This is a genomic window from Roseomonas sp. OT10 (assembly GCF_020991085.1).
Taxonomy (GTDB): domain Bacteria; phylum Pseudomonadota; class Alphaproteobacteria; order Acetobacterales; family Acetobacteraceae; genus Roseomonas; species Roseomonas cutis.
The window spans coordinates 4,601,660-4,617,246 of sequence record NZ_CP087719.1 but is presented as its reverse complement, the minus strand read 5'-3'; the positions used below and the strand labels follow the sequence as shown (position 1 = coordinate 4,617,246).

Sequence of the window (15,587 nt, the reverse complement as noted above, 5' to 3'; positions counted from 1 at the left end):
CGATCAGGAATGCCGCCATGGCCGCCGACGCCGCCCCCGAGATGATCCTGCACAACGGCCGCATCACCACCCTCGACCGCGCCAACCCGTCGCCGGAAGCCGTGGCCATCGCCGGCGGCCGCTTCTCCGCCGTGGGCGAGGCGCGCGACATCCTGCCCACCGCCGGGCCGGGGACGCGGGTGATCGACCTCGGCGGCCGCCGGCTGATCCCCGGGCTGATCGACAACCACCTGCACGTCATCCGCGGCGGGCTGAACCACAACATGGAGCTGCGCTGGGACGGCGTGCGTTCCCTGGCCGATGCCATGGCGATGCTGAAGGCGCAGGTCGCCGCCACCCCGCCGCCGCAATGGGTGCGCGTGGTCGGCGGCTTCACCGAACACCAGTTCGCCGAGAGGCGCCTGCCGACGCTCGACGAGATCAATGCCGCCGCCCCGGAGACGCCGGTCTTCCTGCTGCACCTCTATGACCGGGCGCTGCTCAACGGCGCGGCGCTGCGGGCGGTGGGGTACACGACGGACACGCCCGATCCGCCGGGCGGCGAGATCCAGCGCGCCCCGGACGGCACGCCGACCGGACTGCTGCTGGCGCGGCCCAATGCCGGCATCCTCTATGCCACGCTGGCCAGGGGGCCGAAGCTGCCCTTCGACTACCAGATCAACTCCACCCGGCACTTCCTGCGCGACCTGAACCGGCTGGGCGTCACCGGCGCGATCGACGCGGGCGGCGGCTTCCAGAACTACCCCGAGGACTACGCCGTCATCGAGAAGCTGGCCGCGGATGGCGAGCTGACCGTGCGCATCGCCTACAACCTCTTCACCCAGAAGCCGAAGCAGGAGAGGGACGACTTCCTGCGCTGGACGCAGGCGGCGAAGTACCAGCAGGGCGACGACTACTTCCGCCTCAACGGCGCGGGCGAGATGCTGGTCTTCTCCGCCGCCGACTTCGAGGACTTCCGGGTCGAGCGTCCGGAGATGCCGCCGGAGATGGAGCCGGAGCTGGAGGCGGTGGTGCGCCTCCTGGTGCAGAACCGCTGGCCCTGGCGGCTGCATGCCACCTACGACCAGACCATCTCCCGCGCGCTCGACGTCTTCGAGAAGGTCGATGCGGAGATGCCGATCGGCGACCTGCACTGGCTCTTCGACCATGCGGAGACGGTGAGCGAGCGGTCGCTGGAGCGGATCGCCCGCCTCGGCGGCGGCATCGCCGTGCAGCACCGCATGGCCTACCAGGGCGAATACTTCGTCGAACGCTACGGTGCGAAGGCCGCCGAGGCGACCCCGCCCGTGGCGCGGATGCTGGAGATGGGGATCAAGGTCTCCGCCGGCACGGACGCCACCCGCGTCGCCTCCTACAACCCCTGGGTCGCGCTCTCCTGGCTGACCACGGGCAGGACCGTCGGCGGGCTGCGCATCACGCCGGAGCGCAACACGCTGGATCGCGAGACGGCGCTGCGGATGCTGACCGAGAAGGTCACCTGGTTCTCCAACGAGGAGGGGAAGAAGGGGCAGGTCGTGGTGGGCCAGCTGGCGGACCTCGCCGTGCTGGACCGCGACTACTTCGATATCCCCGGCGAGGAGATCCGGGACGTCACCTCCGTCCTGACCGTGGTCGGCGGCCGCATCGTGCACGGCGCAGGGGGCTACGCGCCCCTGGCTCCCGCCCTGCCGCCGCCCATGCCCGACTGGTCCCCGGTGCGCCGCTTCGGCGGCTACCAGGACCGGCACGCGGCGGCGGGCGCGCCGGGCGCCTTCGCCCGGGCCACGGCGCGCTGCTGCGACGCCGCCTGCGGCCTCCATGGCCACGCGCATGCCCGTGCCTGGGCGGCCGCCTCCCCGGCGGAGAGCGACCGCGGCTTCTGGGGGGCGCTCGGCTGCTCCTGCTGGGCCTTCTGAGATGCGCCGGGCACTGGGGGCGCTGGGCCTGCTCGGCCTCTGTGCCGCCTATATCCAGGGCGGACTGAACAAGCTGTTCGACCTCCCCGGCGCGGTGGCGGAGGCGGAGCATTTCGGCCTGCCGCTGCCGGCCGCCGCCGCGGCGGCCGCGATCGTCCTGGAGCTGGGCGCGAGCGCCATGATCCTCTCCGGCCGTGGCCGCTGGCTGGGCGCCCTGGCCCTCTGCGCCTTCACCCTTGTCGCCACGGCCATCGCCAACCGGTACTGGGCCCTGCCCGCCGGACCGGAGCGCCTCATGACCGCCAATGCCTTCTTCGAGCATCTCGGCCTCGCCGGGGCCTTCCTGCTCCTTGCCCTGCACGACACGGCCCGGCCCGAACGGTCCCGGCCCGAACGGTCCCGGCCATGAGCGGCGCCAGGGAGCCCGCCGTCGCGGATGCCGCGCCGGCGGCCGCGACGGGCCGCGGGGAGGCATCCGCCTTCCTGCCCTTCCACACCCGGGCCTTCGCGGTGCTGTGGGCGGCGACGGTGATCGGCAATGTCGGCGGCTGGGTGCGCGACACCGCCTCGGCCTGGATGATGACGGAGCTGGCGCCGACCCCCGCCATGGTGGCGCTGGTCCAGGCCGCGGGCAGCCTGCCGGTCTTCCTGCTGTCCCTGCCGGCCGGGGCGTTGTCGGACATCCTCGATCGCCGGCGGCTGATGGTGGGCATCCAGGCCGGGCTGGCGCTGGTCAGCCTCGCCCTGGCCACGCTGACGGCGCTGGGCCTGCTGGGCCCCGGGGCGCTGCTGGGGCTGACGCTCCTGGCCGGCATCGGCGCCGCGCTGGCCGGGCCGGTCTGGCAGGCCATCGTGCCGGAGCTGGTGCCGCGTGCCGCCCTGCGTCCGGCGGTGGCGCTGAACAGCCTGGGGATCAACATCAGTCGCGCCATCGGGCCTGCCCTGGCGGCGCTGGTGATCCTCTCGGCCGGGGTGCCCGCCGCCTATCTGCTCGACGTCTCCTCCTACCTGGTGATCATCGCGGCGCTCCTCTGGTGGCAGCGCCGGCAGGAGATCCCGGAGGTTCCGGAACAGTTCGCCGGCGCGGTGCGGGCGGGCTTCCGCTATGCCCTCGCCAGCCTGCCGCTGCGCCGCGTGCTGCTGCGTGCCGTGCTGTTCTTCGTGCCGGCGAGCTGCTGCTGGGCGCTGCTGCCGCTGGTGGCGCGGCAGAGCCTGGGGGGCGGGGCGGGGGATTACGGGCTGATGCTGGCGGCGGTCGGGGCCGGGGCGGTCGGCGGGGCGCTGCTGCTGCCCCGGCTGCGCCGGTCGCTGTCGGGCGAGGGCGTCGCCCTCCTCGCCGGACTGCTGATGGCGGGGGCCACGGCGGCGCTGGCGCTGGTCGGCAGCGTCCCGCTCGCCTGCCTGGTGCTGGCCCTGGTCGGCGCAGCGTGGATCGCGGCGCTCAGCACCCTCAACACCGCCGCGCAGTCCGTCCTGCCAGGCTGGGTGCGCGGGCGCGGGCTGGCGGTGTACCTGACGGTCTTCTCCGGGGCGATGACCGGCGGCAGCCTGCTGTGGGGCGCCCTGGCGGGGCGCAGCTCGATCGGTCTCGCGCTGCTCGTGGCAGGCGGGGCCTGCGCCGCGCTGGCGTTGCTCGCCCGCCTGCTGCCGCTGCCGGCGGGGGAGGAGGACCTGACCCCCTCGCACCACTGGCCAGCCCCCGCCCTGGCCGGAACGGCCGAGCCGGAGAGCGGCCCGGTGATGGTGACCATCGAATACCGCGTCCCGCTTGCGGACCAGCCCGCCTTCAGCGCGGCCGCCGCGCCGCTGGGCGCGATCCGCCGGCGCGACGGCGCCTTCGCCTGGGGGCTGATGGCCGATGCCGCGGAGCCGGAACGGGTGACGGAGTGGTTCCTCGTCGCCTCCTGGAGCGAGCACCTGCGCCAGCACGGCCGCGTCTCCGTCGCCGACAAGGCGGTGCAGGAGCGCGTGCTGGCCTGCCACCAGGGCGAGGCGCCGCCGGTCGTGCGGCACCTCCTCACGCTGGGGGTGTCGGGCGGGGGCGCCTGAGCGGCGCGGCGCTTGCCTCCCCCGGGGGAGAAGGCGCCGCCCTGGGCCTGTCCTAATCCGGGCGTATGTCGTGCTGCCGCACCACGCGCGTCCAGGTGTCGATCTGGTCGTCCAGGAACTGCCCGAAGGCGGCGGGTGTCGAGGCGGCGCTGTCGACGCCCAGGGTCTCCGACAGTCGCGTGGCCACCGGTGGCCTGGCCAGGGTGCGGCCCAGGGCGGCCTGGAAGCGGTCCACGATGCCGGGGGGCGTCCGCGATGGGGCCAGCACCCCCCACCAGCCGCGCGCATCGATGCCGCCGACGCCGGCCTCGCCGAGCGTCGGCAGAGCGGGGAAGAGCGGCGAGCGGCGTGCGCCGGTCTGCGCCAGCGGCCGCAGCGTCTGGCCGACCTGCCCGCCCAGGCCGGCATTGGTCGCGACGACCAGATCGACCTCGCCGCTGGCGGCTGCCGTGCTCAGCGGGCCGCCACCGCGATAGGGCACGTGGACCAGCCGGACCCCCGCACGCTCCTGCAGCAGCGTCATGGCGAGGTGGGCCAGGCTGCCGCTGCCGATGGTGCCGTAGGTCAGCGTGTCCGGCTTCGCCCTGGCGGCGGCCAGCAGCTCGGGCAGCCCCTGCCAGGGCCGGGCCTTCGGCGTGGCCACCAGCATCGGCGCCGAACCCAGCAGCATGACGGGGACGAAGTCGCGCCGCGCGTCGTAGCCGGGATTGGGCATCAGCGCGGGGTTGACGGCATGGCTGTCGAAGACGAGCAGGAAGGTCTGTCCGTCCGGCGCCGCGCGGGCGGCGGCCGCGGTCCCGATCGCGCCCCCCGCGCCACCCCGGTTCTCGATGACGATCGGCACGCCGAGTTCCTCCTGCAGGCCCGGCTGGAGGATGCGGGCCAGGGTGTCGACGCTGCCGCCCGGCGGAAAAGGCACGATCAGGCGGACCGGCCCCTTCGGCCAGTCGGCGGGCTGCGCTCCCGCCATCCTGGACAGGGCCGGCAGCGTGGCGGCGGCGAGCAAAGTGCGACGCCTGGAAATGGGCATGCTGCGCTTCCTGCTCGTGGTTCCCGACGGCGATCCGCGGATGGCGGATCAGCGGCGCGCCCCCGGCCGCCGGCCTTGCCAGGCGTCGTCCAGCAGGTCGCGGATGGCGCGGGACGTGACGGGGCGCGGGTTCGGGACGGGCTTCTCGGTCGCGAGGGCGGCCGCCCGGTCGAGCCCGTCCTCCGGCATGCCGATGTCGCGCAGGGCGCTGGGCACGCCCAGGCGCGCGGCCAGGTCGAACAGACCGCCGGGGGCGTCCGGACTTCCCAGGGCCCGCGCCACCCTGGCCATTGCGCCCCTCGCCTCCCGCGCGTTGAAGGCGGCCACGTGCGGCAGGATGATGGCGTGCGTCGCCGCATGCGGCAGGCCGAAGCTGCCGCCGAGGACATGGCAGAGCCGGTGGTGCAGCCCCATGCTGACCGTCCCCAGGCAGGTGCCGCAGGCCCAGGCGCCGAACAGGGCATCGGACCGCGCCTCCCGGTCGCCCGGGTCGGCGACGATGGGCGGCAGCGCCTGGGCGAGGGCCGCGATGCCCTGCTCGGCCAGGCTGGCCGTGACGGGATTGCCGTCCGGCGCATAGAGCGCCTCCACCGCATGGGCGATGGCATTCAGGCCGGAGGTGGCGGACATCGGCGCTGGCAGGGTGAGGGTCAGGTCGACGTCGTAGAGGATGACCTCCGGGAGGACCTTCCGCGTCCGCTGCGTCGTCTTCCGCTCGCCCTCGGTCTGGCCGAGCACGGGGGTCGCCTCGGAACCGGCATAGGTGGTCGGGATCGCGATCTGCGGCAGGTCCGTGCGCAGGGCGATGGCCTTGCCCAGGCCGATCGCGGACCCGCCGCCGAGCGCCACCAGACCATCGGCGCCCGCCTCTCCCACGGCGGCCAGGGCCCGCTCCGTCACCGCGACGGGCGTGTGCATCGCCGCCTCGGCGAAAAGCCCGGCCCCGGCATCGCCAAGCTGCGCGAGCAGGGCGTTCCCTCGTCCGCGCTGCTCCATGCCGGTGAGGACCATGACCCGGCGGCAGCCCAGCATGCGGACCTCCTCCGCGACACGTCCCAGCGTGCCGCTGCCGAACACCACGCGCGTGGGCAGGGCGTCGTAGACGAAGGGCTGCATCGTGGGTGCTCCCTGGAGTGATGGGGCCCGTGGCCGTTCGCCCTGGCGGCGGGCGGGGAGCTACCCCCCGGAGGCCATGGCGGCCTCGCGGATGACGTCGGCGACGGCCCGGGGCTGCGAGAGCAACGACATGTGGCTGGCCGCCACCTCCGTTGTCCGTGCCTTCAGGCGTGCGGCGAGCTCCCGCTGCAACCCGACGCTGACCGCGCGGTCGTCGCGGGAGACGATGTACCAGCTCGGGCGATTCGACCAGGCGGCCGTGCCGATCCTGTCGCCGAAGGTGCCGGCTCCCAGAGGCGTCTGGACCGCGGCGAGAATGCGTGCCTCCTCCTCCGGCAGGTCGGGCGCGACGTTGGCGATCCAGCTTTCGACGCTCATCTTCAGGTAGCCCTTGCCATGGGGCACGACGCCGCTCAGCCCGGGCGGCGCGGGATGCGCCGCCACCTGATCGCCGGTCGACTGTCCCGCATCGGGGGCGAAGGCCGCAACGAAAACCAGCGCCTTGACCTTCGGCTCGTTCCCGGCCTCGGTAATCACCGTGCCGCCCCAGCTATGCCCGGCCAGGACGACCGGGCCGTCGATGGCGTCGAGCGTGAGCCGCGTGGCCGCGACGTCGTCGGCCAGGGATGTCGTCGGGTTTTGCACGGCGACCACCGGGATGCCCTCGCGCTGGAGGAGGGGGATGACCCTCCGCCAGCTGGAGGCGTCGGCCCAGGCGCCGTGCACCAGGACGACCGTGGCGCCGCGGGGAGGCGAAGCGGTCATGGATGGTTCCCTCCCACGGGATGCCTCGTCACCGTTCCTGTGGCGCGCCGGCGCCCAGGCGCTCAGCCCTTCACGAAGGCGAGGAGGTCCGGGTTGATCACGTCGGCATGGGTGGTGAGCATCCCGTGCGGATAGCCGGGGTAGGCCTTCAAGGTGCCGTTCCGCAGAAGCTTGATCGACTTCAACGCGGCGTCGGCGATCGGGACGATCTGGTCGTCGTCGCCGTGCAGCACCAGCGTCGGCACGGTGATCGCCTTGAGGTCCTCGGTCTGGTCGGTCTCGGAGAAGGCCTTGATGCCGTCGTAATGCGCCTTGGCGCCGCCCATCATGCCCTGGCGCCACCAGTTGTCGATGACGCCCTGGTAGACCGTCGCGCCGGGACGGTTGAAGCCATAGAACGGGCCTGCCGCAACATCGCGGAAGAGCTGCGCGCGGTTCTCGGCGACGCCCTTGCGGAAGCCGTCGAACACCTCGATCGGCAGGCCCTCGGGGTTGCCCGCGGTCTTCAGCATCAGCGGCGGAACGGCGGAAACCAGCACGGCCTTGGCGACGCGGCCGCCCGGCTGGCCATGCTTCGCGACGTAGCGCGCCACCTCGCCGCCGCCGGTCGAATGCCCGATATGCACCGCGTTGCGCAGGTCCAGATGCTCGGCCACCGTGGCGGCGTCGGCGGCGTAATGGTCCATGTCGTGACCCTCGCTCACCTGGGCCGAACGGCCATGGCCTCGCCGGTCATGGGCGATGACGCGGTAGCCGTTCATCACGAAGAACAGCATCTGCGTGTCCCAGTCATCGGACGACAGCGGCCAGCCATGATGGAACATGATCGGCTGGGCGTCCTTCGGACCCCAGTCCTTGTAGAAAATCTCGACGCCGTCTCTGGTTGTCACGCTGGACATGGCAGGAGCTCCTTGGGTAATCGCAGCGCCGGCGATGGCACGGGGCGCGGTGGCGCCCACCAATGCGGTGATGCCAAGCCCCATGACCGTGCGCCGGGAACAGGGATCGGTGAGACTCCCACATGGATGGAGAGGACCAGCCGGCATCACCAGATCCTTGCAGGGCTATCGCAGGAGGGTCTCTATCGAAGGCTTGTGCAGCGACGCAATTATACGAAGGTGTAGGAGCCGCGCCCGCCTTCCCGAAGGTCCTGGTTCCGACTTCGTCCGTTTGCACCGAGGGAAGGCGGCAGAGCGAAAACGGCGGCCTGGGCGTGACGGCACCTCTGCCGCACCCGCAATCATATCGGCAGTGCGATGCCCTGACCCATGGCGGCGCGGGGGGGGGGGCGCCCGTGGCCCGGGGGCAAGGCTCTGCCTCGCCCCCGTACCCCCACTCCGCCAGGACCCTGCGGGCCCTGGACCCGATCAGCGCTGCCGCGGGACAGCCGGACACGGGGTCGAGGCGCCGAGGAGCATGGCTCCTCGGCGGGTACGGCTGCAGCCCTCGCGGACGCCCTCTGAAGCTTCTTCAGAGTCCCGCCTGTCCGCGCTCCGTCAGGGTACAGCCCGCAGGCTGACGCCCACCGCGTAGAGCTAACTCCCAGCGGGGACCGGGGCCCGCTTGTGGCCCCGGCAGGGGAGGGTCTGGGACGGGGATCGACGCACGGCGTCGATGCCGCAGGCCGGCGTCCCCTCCCAGTCCGACGCCCGAACACCACAGCACGACGGACCAGGTCATTCCGCCGTTGGCATTACACCCTGCTGCGTTCCTTTAGGCCACCAACGGGTCCTGGGCCTGGGTGCTGGGATACCTGGCGCAGTGCGGTCAGCTCCGCAGAAACTCCTCAAAATACTCCTCAACCGCAACAGGGCGCTGGATCAGGCCGATTGCCAGGGCTTGGTCGATGAAAACCTGCATCGCGTTGCGGTTCGCCTCGGACAGGCCATGGGCATAAGGCTCGGGGCCGAGCAGCTTCGTCACCGGCTCGAACTCCGCTTCCATCCAGGGAAAGGCATCAGGGAAGCCGCGCTGGGAGGCGTCGAACTCGCGGCTGGCCTGCTGGAAGGCGTCGGTCAGGCTTCGGGCGATCCAGGGCGCGGCCTCCCAGGCGTCGCGGCGCAGCAGGATGACATGCATCGGCGGGAAGATTCCGGTGTGCCGGTAGTATTCCGTCTCGACGGGCCGGAAGTCGGGAAAGAGGCGGGTGAGGGGGCCGTTATCCGCGTGGTAGAGGGTCGGGCGGGGTGGGCTCCACAGCGCGTCGATCTCGCCCTTGGCCAGCATCTCGGCCAGGAAGCGCCCGGGCGGGGCTGCCCGGACGCCGGGGGGCAGGTCAGGCGCGGGCGGGGTTTCGCCGACCCCCTCGATGTCGCCGACCCACCATTCCACCGCATCCAGCGGTACGCCGAGACCGGCCTGGAAGTGCCGGTACCAGACGGAGCCGCTGGCCACCCAGCTGTACAGCCCCACCCGCCGGCCGATCAGCTCGTCGGGGCGGCGCACCGGCCCGTCCTTGCGGACATAGAGGTCGTGCGCCGCGAAGCCGCGCAGCACGAAGACGGGCAGGGCGACGAAGGAACGATCGCCGGCGGCCACGCGCCGCAGGTGCTGCGCCATGGAGCCTTCGCCGCCTGCAAGGGCAGGATCGGCGAGGACCTGCCGCATCAGTGCCGCGCGCATCGGCCAGGAGCCACTGCGGCCGAGCGCGAGGGTGAGGTCGATCCCTTCCGGCGTCACCGCCCCCGTGGCCAGGGGCAGCACGCGTCCGTAATCGGCGCAGGCCAGGGTGAGGGGCAGCGGGGCCATGGTCATGCTCATCTCGCCTCCTGAACCTCGTAGAAGCGCAGCATCCACTGGGCGCGGGCCAGCCTGTAGCCGGTGCGGTTGGACCGCCACGCCACGGTCTGCACCTGGTTGTAGATCGGCATCCAGATCGCCGCGTCCATGATGCGCTTCTGCACGTCCTGGTAGATTGCCGTGCGCTTCCGCTGGTCCACCTCGCCGGCACCGCTGGCCAGGAGCTCGTCCAGCACCGGGTCGGCCGTGCGCGAGAGATTGAAGCGGTAGCGGCCGGGCTGCGGGATGTTGCGGCTGTTGAAGGGGATCTCCAGCAGGCTGGGATCGGCGTTGATCCAGCGCAGCGGCAGCATGTCGTAGGTGTTGGCGGTGGCCAGTTCGATCTGCCGGGCGAAGGTGATGTTCTCCACCTTCAGGTCGATGCCGACCCGCTTCGCCTCCGCCTGCATCTGCACCGCGACGTCCTGGCCCATCGGCGGCGGGACGAAGTAGGTGATGCTCAGCGGCTGGCCGTCCTTGACACGGATGCCGCCCGGTCCGGGCTTCCAGCCCGCCTCCTCCAGCAGCGCCACGGCCCTGGCGCGGTCGAAGCGGTAGTACTCCTCCACGCCTGGCCAGTACCCGGGTGTGGTCTTGGACAGCGGGCCGAAGGCCGGCTCGATCAGGCCGAAGAACATGCCCTGGACCAGCTGCGGCCGGTTGATCGACAGGATCAACGCCTGCCGCACCTTGATGTCGGCCAGCGGCCCGTGGCTGGTGTTGAGGAAGGCGCCGGTGGGCAGGCCGGCGGCGTTGCCCACGCGCGTCTGGAAGGCGCGGTTCTGCGACAGGCGCTGCATGTCGAGCACCGGGACGGCGTCCGCCGCGTCGATCTCGCCACGTTCCAGCGCCGCGACGCGGGTGGCGGCATCGGGGATGAAGCGGTGGACCAGCCGCTGCACCCGGCTCGGCCCCTGGTGCTGCGAGAAGCCGGGCGCCCAGTTGTAGGCGTCGTAGCGCTCCATCACCACCTGCCGCCCCCGCTCCCAGGAGACGAAGCGGAAGGGGCCGGTGCCCACGGGATTGGCAGCGAAGCCGTCATTACCCAGGCGCTGCACGGCGGAAGGGGAGACGGGGGAGAGCTCGTTCTGGCTGAAGCTCGCGATCGCGGCGCCGTAGGGGCGGGTGTAGCGGATGCGCACCGTGTACTCGTCCAGGACGTCTGTGCCGGCATAGGGGCCGAGCAGGTCGATCGCCGCCTGGCTGCCCAGCTTCGGGTCGACGATGCTGTCGAAGTTGAACTTCACCGCCTCGGCGTTGAACTTCGTGCCGTCGTGGAAGGTGACGTCGTCGCGCAGGTGCAGGACGATCGAGAGCCCGTCCGGCGCCATCTCCCAGCTCTTCGCGAGGCCGGGAAAGTAGGCTGCGTTCTCGTCGGATCCGATCAGCGTGTCGAAGACCTGCACGATCAGCTGGCTCTCGTGCCGCGACTGGGTCACGCGCGGGTCGAAGAGGCGCGTCGCGCTGTCGTCCTCGCCCCAGGTGATGGTCAGGCCGGTGCCCTGTGCGAGGGCAGGAAGCGCGGTGCCGACGCACAGCAAAGCGGCAAGGGTGACGGTCAGGCGACGGCGCATGAGGCTCTCCGGCGAGGTGACGCGGGCGATGGCGCAGGCCTGCCCTGGACCCGCCCTAGCACGATACTTGCCAAGGTCCCTGGCCGAGGTCCGGACGGCTGCCGGCGGCGGGGCGCACGACAGGGTCCCGTGCCGCACGGCGGAAGGCGCGGTGCCATGAGGGATGGTCCGCGGGCTTCCGATGCCGGCCGGCGCCGCCAGGAATGCGAGGACGCCGAATGCATGCATTGACCGGGTACTGCGACCGCTGGAGCCTTCGTGCCGGCGAGCGTATCCGCTTCATGGTGGGCAGCCTGGGCGACGCGCCCTACAGCCTGCGCTTCGTCCGCCTTCTCTGCGCCGATCCCAACCCGCGCGGCCCCGGCTATCGCGAGGTCGCCATGCCGACGCCGCTGGATGGCGAGCGGCCGGGGCGGGAGCAGTTGGCCTGGACCGGCTCCTGCGCCGTGGCGCCAGCCCTGGCCCTGCCCCGGGGCGGCTGGCTGCTGGCGGCGACGGTCTTCCCGACCGCGCCGGGCCGCGGCCGCCAGGTGGTGCTGAGCCTTGCGGCCGAGGCCCTGGCCCTGGAGCTGGCCCTGGCCGAGGACGGCTCGGCCGAGGCCCGGTGCAACGGCGTCACGGTCAGCACGGGCAAGCCGCTGGCGGAGCGGCAGTGGTGCGACATGCTGCTGCGGCTGCGGGACGGGCGGCTGGAGATCCGCCAGCACCCGCGCGGCGGTGCCGCGCCCGCCATCGCGGCGACGGACTGCCCCGTGCCGGAGGCCACGGTGGCGCGCGCGGTCATCGCGGCCGTGCCAGGACCAGGTCCGGCCCCCTTCGCGGCACATTTCAACGGCAAGATCGAGCGGCCGACCGTCTGGGGCGCGCTGGAGCCGGAGGCCGCGCTGGTGGCGCAGCGTGCCCCGCTGCCGCCGCCCGGGGATGCCGTGGGGCTGGTGGCGTGCTGGGATCTCGCACAGGGCATCCCGACCCAGCGCGCGGCCGAGATCGGGCCGCAATCGGCCTATGCCACGCTGCGGAACCTGCCGACCCGCGCGGTGACGGGCGCCACCTGGACCGGCGCGGTGCACGACTGGAAGCAGGCGCCGGAGCAGTACGCCGCCATCCACTTCCACGACGACGACCAGGGCGACCTGGGCTGGGCCGAATCCTTCGCGCTGGACGTGCCGGCGGACTGGCCTTCCGGCGTCTACGCCGCGCACCTGCGCAACGCGGAGGGGGAGGACATGATCCCCTTCTACGTCCGCCCCGCCGCGGGGGCGCCGACCGCGAAGGTCGCGCTGCTGGTGCCGACCTTCACCTACCAGGTCTACTCCTGCTACGTGCGCCCGGGCCGCGGTGCCGAGATCCGCGAGCGCGCCGCCGGCTGGGGCGCGCTGCTGGAAACGCCGGACATGAACCCGCAATTCGGGCTGTCCACCTACAACTACCATTCCGACGGATCGGGGGTGGCGATCACCTCCATGCTGCGGCCGCAGCTCGATACCCGGCCCAGGCAGATGAGCCTGATGGACCCCTCCCCGGACGGCTCCGGCACCGGGCGCGTCAACTGCGACAGCTACATCACCGAATGGCTCGACCGGCTGGGGATCGATTGCGACATCGTCACCGACCATGACCTGCACGCCGAGGGCGTCGCTGCGCTCTCGCCCTACAGGGTGGTGATCGCGGCGCAGCACCCGGAATACCATTCCTGGCGGATGCTGGACGGGCTGGACGGCTTTCTCGCCGGCGGTGGGCGGCTGATGTACCTGGGTGGCAACGGCTTCTACTGGCGCGCCGAGCCCAGCGAGGACGCGCCGCACGCGCTGGAGCTGCGGCGCGCCGAGGGCGGCATCCGCGTCTGGCCCACCATGCCGGGCGAGAGCTACCATGCCTTCGGCGGCGGCTATGGCGGGCTGTGGCGGCGCATCGGGCGGCCGGCGCACCGGCTGGTGGGCAACGGCTTCTCCGTCCAGGGGCGGCATCTCGGCTTTCCCTACCGCTTCGCGCCCGACTTCCTGGACCCGCGCGTGGCCTTCCTGCGCGAGGGCATCGAGGCGGGGCCGGGCGATGCGTTCGGCGATCGCGGCTACATGGGCGGCGGGGCGGCGGGGTTCGAGCTGGACAGCTTCGACGTCGGCTACGGCTCTCCCGTGCATGGGCTGATCGTCGCCAAGGGCGTGGTGATCCACGATGACTACGGCCCGGTGAACGAGGACATGCTGATCCACCGCCACCCCCGCGCCCGGGAGGACTGGTCCTGCGCCGACCTGGTCTTCTTCGAGACGCCGGCCGGGGGTGCGGTCTTCTCCGTCGGGTCGATGACCTATGTCGGGTCGCTGCTGGTCGACGGCGGCGACAACACGCTCGCGAAGCTGACGGCCAACGCGCTGCGTCGTTTCCTCGACCCCGCGCCCTTCGCCCTGCCGCCGGAGGTCGCGTGAACGTCCGCTTCCTGCTGCGTCGCCTGCTGGCGGCGATCCCCACCGTGGTCCTGACCTGGGCCGTGGTCTGGGGGGTGATGCAGCTGATCCCGGGCGATCCGGTGACGCTGATGCTCAACGGTGCCCCGGCCTCGGAGGAGGTGATCGCCAACGAACGCGCGCGCCTCGGCCTGGACAAGCCGGCCTGGCAGCAGTTCGGCGACTTCCTGCTGCACGCCGCGACCGGCGACCTCGGCACCAGCTACCGCACGCGGCAGCCGGTCTCGGAGATGATCCTGGAGCAGCTTCCCGCCTCGCTGGAGCTGGCCGCCGGCGGGCTGCTGGTGGGGTTGGGGCTGGGCGTGGTGCTGGGGGTCCTGGCCGGGCTGCGACCGAACGGGATCTTCGACACCGCCTGCATGGCCCTCGCCCTGATGGGTGTCTCGCTGCCCTCCTTCTGGATCGGGATGGTGCTGCTGCACGTCTTCGGCACGGTGCTGGGCTGGGTGCCGATCCTGGGCAGCGGCCTCGACGCGCTGATCCTGCCCTCGATCACGCTCGGCCTGTTCCTGGCCGGCGGCCTCGCGCGGCTGATCCGGGCGAGCGTGGTGGAGGTGATGACCCAGGACTACATCCGCACCGGCCGCGCCAAGGGCCTGCCGCCGCGGGTGCTGGTCCCCGTCCACGTCCTGCGCAATGCGATGATCGCGCCGCTCACCCTGCTCGGCGTGCAGTTCGCCCTGCTGATCGGCGGCGCGGTGGTGACGGAGCGTGTCTTCGCCCGCCCCGGCCTCGGCTCCATGCTGGTGGAATCCGTGCTGACCAAGGACATCCCCGTGGTGCAGGCGCTGATCGCCTATACCACCATGGCCTATATCCTGGTGAACCTGTTGGTCGACCTGCTCTACGGGCTCATCGACCCGCGCGTGCGGCAGGGGTCGGCATGAGCGCGCCCAAGACGGTGCCCGAGACGGTCCTGGTGGGGGAGGATGCCGTCGCCGTCGCGCGCCGGCGGTCCTGGATGGCGCCCTTCGCCGGGCTGGGCCGGCTGCTGGGGGGCTTCGGCGGGATGGTGGGGGCGGTCCTGCTGGGGACGCTGGTGGCCTCTGCCCTGCTGGCCCCCTGGATTGCGCCCTTCGATTGGAACGAGACGGGCGTGGGCATGCGCCTGGCCGCCCCGGACGGGACCCACTGGATGGGCACCGACCTCTATGGCCGCGACCTGTTCAGCCGCATCGTGTATGGCGGCCGCTACTCGCTGAGCATCGGCGTTGCCACGGTGGCGATCTCGCTGGTCTTCGGCGCCAGCTTCGGCGCCATGATGGGCTTCTTCGGCGGGCGGCTGGATTCCATCGGCGGACGAGTGGTGGACGTGCTGCTGGGCTTCCCGCCCCTGGTCCTGGCCATCCTCGTCGTCGCGGTGCTGGGCGTGGGGCTCTGGACGGCCGGGCTGGCCGTGGGCATCGCCGGCATCCCGCGCTTCGCCCGCGTGGTGCGCGGCGCCACGCTGTCCATCACGGCACAGCCCTATATCGACGGCGCCCGCGCCGCCGGCACCAGCGTGCCGATGATCCTGCTGCGCCACGTGCTGCCGAACCTGATGCCGACGCTGATCGTGCTCTCCACCCTGGAGCTTGGCGGGGCGATCCTGGCCACCGCGACACTGAGCTTCCTGGGCCTGGGCGCGCAGCCCCCCACGCCCGAATGGGGGGCGATGCTGAACGCCGGGCGGGAGTACGTGCGCTATGCCCCGGGAACCATGATCTTTCCCGGCCTTGCCCTGTTCCTGACCGTGATGGGCGTGAACCTGATCGGCGACCGCCTGGCGGAGATCCTGGATCCTCGCCTGCGCAGCCGTCACTGATCCCGCGCGGGGCCTCGAACGGCGTGCCGCGCCCGTGGCCCGGGGGCAAGGCTCTGCCTCGCCCCCGATACCCCCACTCCGCCAGGACCCTGCGGGCCCTGGACCCGATCG

General features: G+C 72.2%; 12 protein-coding genes. 6 read left to right on the top strand and 6 right to left on the bottom strand.

Features of this window, described 5'->3' with window-relative positions; all coding sequences use genetic code 11:
* Positions 1-17 precede the first annotated feature (17 nt).
* From LPC08_RS21040 to LPC08_RS21030, 3 genes are read left to right on the top strand one after another with little or no spacing between them, the layout of a single operon-like run.
* A complete protein-coding gene (locus LPC08_RS21040) occupies positions 18-1,895 on the top strand; it encodes an amidohydrolase (protein WP_230450190.1) in 1,878 nt (625 codons plus the stop codon).
* Between the two features lies 1 nt (position 1,896).
* Entirely contained in the window at positions 1,897-2,304 is a 408-nt protein-coding gene (locus tag LPC08_RS21035) for a DoxX family protein (RefSeq protein WP_230450189.1), read from the top strand.
* Complete coding sequence (locus LPC08_RS21030) at positions 2,301-3,944, top strand: MFS transporter (protein ID WP_230450188.1); 1,644 nt, start codon at positions 2,301-2,303, stop codon at positions 3,942-3,944. Before LPC08_RS21035 ends, LPC08_RS21030 begins: the two co-directional genes overlap by 4 nt.
* A gap of 52 nt (positions 3,945-3,996) precedes the next feature.
* Here the strand turns inward: LPC08_RS21030 and LPC08_RS21025 are convergent, their stop codons facing one another.
* The 6 genes from LPC08_RS21025 to LPC08_RS21000 form a co-directional block, all read right to left on the bottom strand.
* On the bottom strand, positions 3,997-4,974 hold the full coding sequence (locus LPC08_RS21025) for a tripartite tricarboxylate transporter substrate-binding protein (RefSeq protein ID WP_230450187.1): 978 nt from the start codon (positions 4,972-4,974) through the stop codon (positions 3,997-3,999).
* A 48-nt stretch (positions 4,975-5,022) separates the two neighbouring features.
* A complete protein-coding gene (locus tag LPC08_RS21020) occupies positions 5,023-6,090 on the bottom strand; it encodes a maleylacetate reductase (RefSeq protein WP_230450186.1) in 1,068 nt (355 codons plus the stop codon).
* Between the two features lie 60 nt (positions 6,091-6,150).
* The gene (locus tag LPC08_RS21015; protein ID WP_230450185.1) at positions 6,151-6,855 is read right to left on the bottom strand and encodes an alpha/beta fold hydrolase; all 705 of its coding nucleotides are present in this window, start codon (positions 6,853-6,855) and stop codon (positions 6,151-6,153) included.
* A gap of 62 nt (positions 6,856-6,917) precedes the next feature.
* Positions 6,918-7,754: an alpha/beta fold hydrolase gene (locus LPC08_RS21010; protein WP_230453127.1), complete on the bottom strand. Its 837-nt coding sequence runs from the start codon at positions 7,752-7,754 to the stop codon at positions 6,918-6,920.
* An 868-nt stretch (positions 7,755-8,622) separates the two neighbouring features.
* The gene (locus LPC08_RS21005) at positions 8,623-9,615 is read right to left on the bottom strand and encodes a substrate-binding domain-containing protein (RefSeq protein ID WP_230450184.1); all 993 of its coding nucleotides are present in this window, start codon (positions 9,613-9,615) and stop codon (positions 8,623-8,625) included.
* The gene (locus tag LPC08_RS21000) at positions 9,612-11,207 is read right to left on the bottom strand and encodes an ABC transporter substrate-binding protein (RefSeq protein ID WP_230450183.1); all 1,596 of its coding nucleotides are present in this window, start codon (positions 11,205-11,207) and stop codon (positions 9,612-9,614) included. Before LPC08_RS21000 ends, LPC08_RS21005 begins: the two co-directional genes overlap by 4 nt.
* A gap of 218 nt (positions 11,208-11,425) precedes the next feature.
* Here LPC08_RS21000 and LPC08_RS20995 point away from each other — a divergent pair, with 218 nt between their 5' ends.
* The 3 genes from LPC08_RS20995 to LPC08_RS20985 are packed head-to-tail and all read left to right on the top strand — an operon-like array spanning position 11,426 to position 15,476.
* Positions 11,426-13,633: a N,N-dimethylformamidase beta subunit family domain-containing protein gene (locus tag LPC08_RS20995; RefSeq protein ID WP_230450182.1), complete on the top strand. Its 2,208-nt coding sequence runs from the start codon at positions 11,426-11,428 to the stop codon at positions 13,631-13,633.
* Positions 13,630-14,559 carry an ABC transporter permease gene (locus LPC08_RS20990; protein ID WP_230450181.1) on the top strand — a complete coding sequence of 310 codons (930 nt, stop codon included), beginning with the start codon at positions 13,630-13,632 and terminating at the stop codon, positions 14,557-14,559. The genes LPC08_RS20995 and LPC08_RS20990 overlap by 4 nt, the downstream gene beginning before the upstream one ends.
* Complete coding sequence (locus tag LPC08_RS20985) at positions 14,556-15,476, top strand: ABC transporter permease (RefSeq protein ID WP_230450180.1); 921 nt, start codon at positions 14,556-14,558, stop codon at positions 15,474-15,476. The genes LPC08_RS20990 and LPC08_RS20985 overlap by 4 nt, the downstream gene beginning before the upstream one ends.
* The last annotated feature ends 111 nt before the right edge of the window (positions 15,477-15,587 follow it).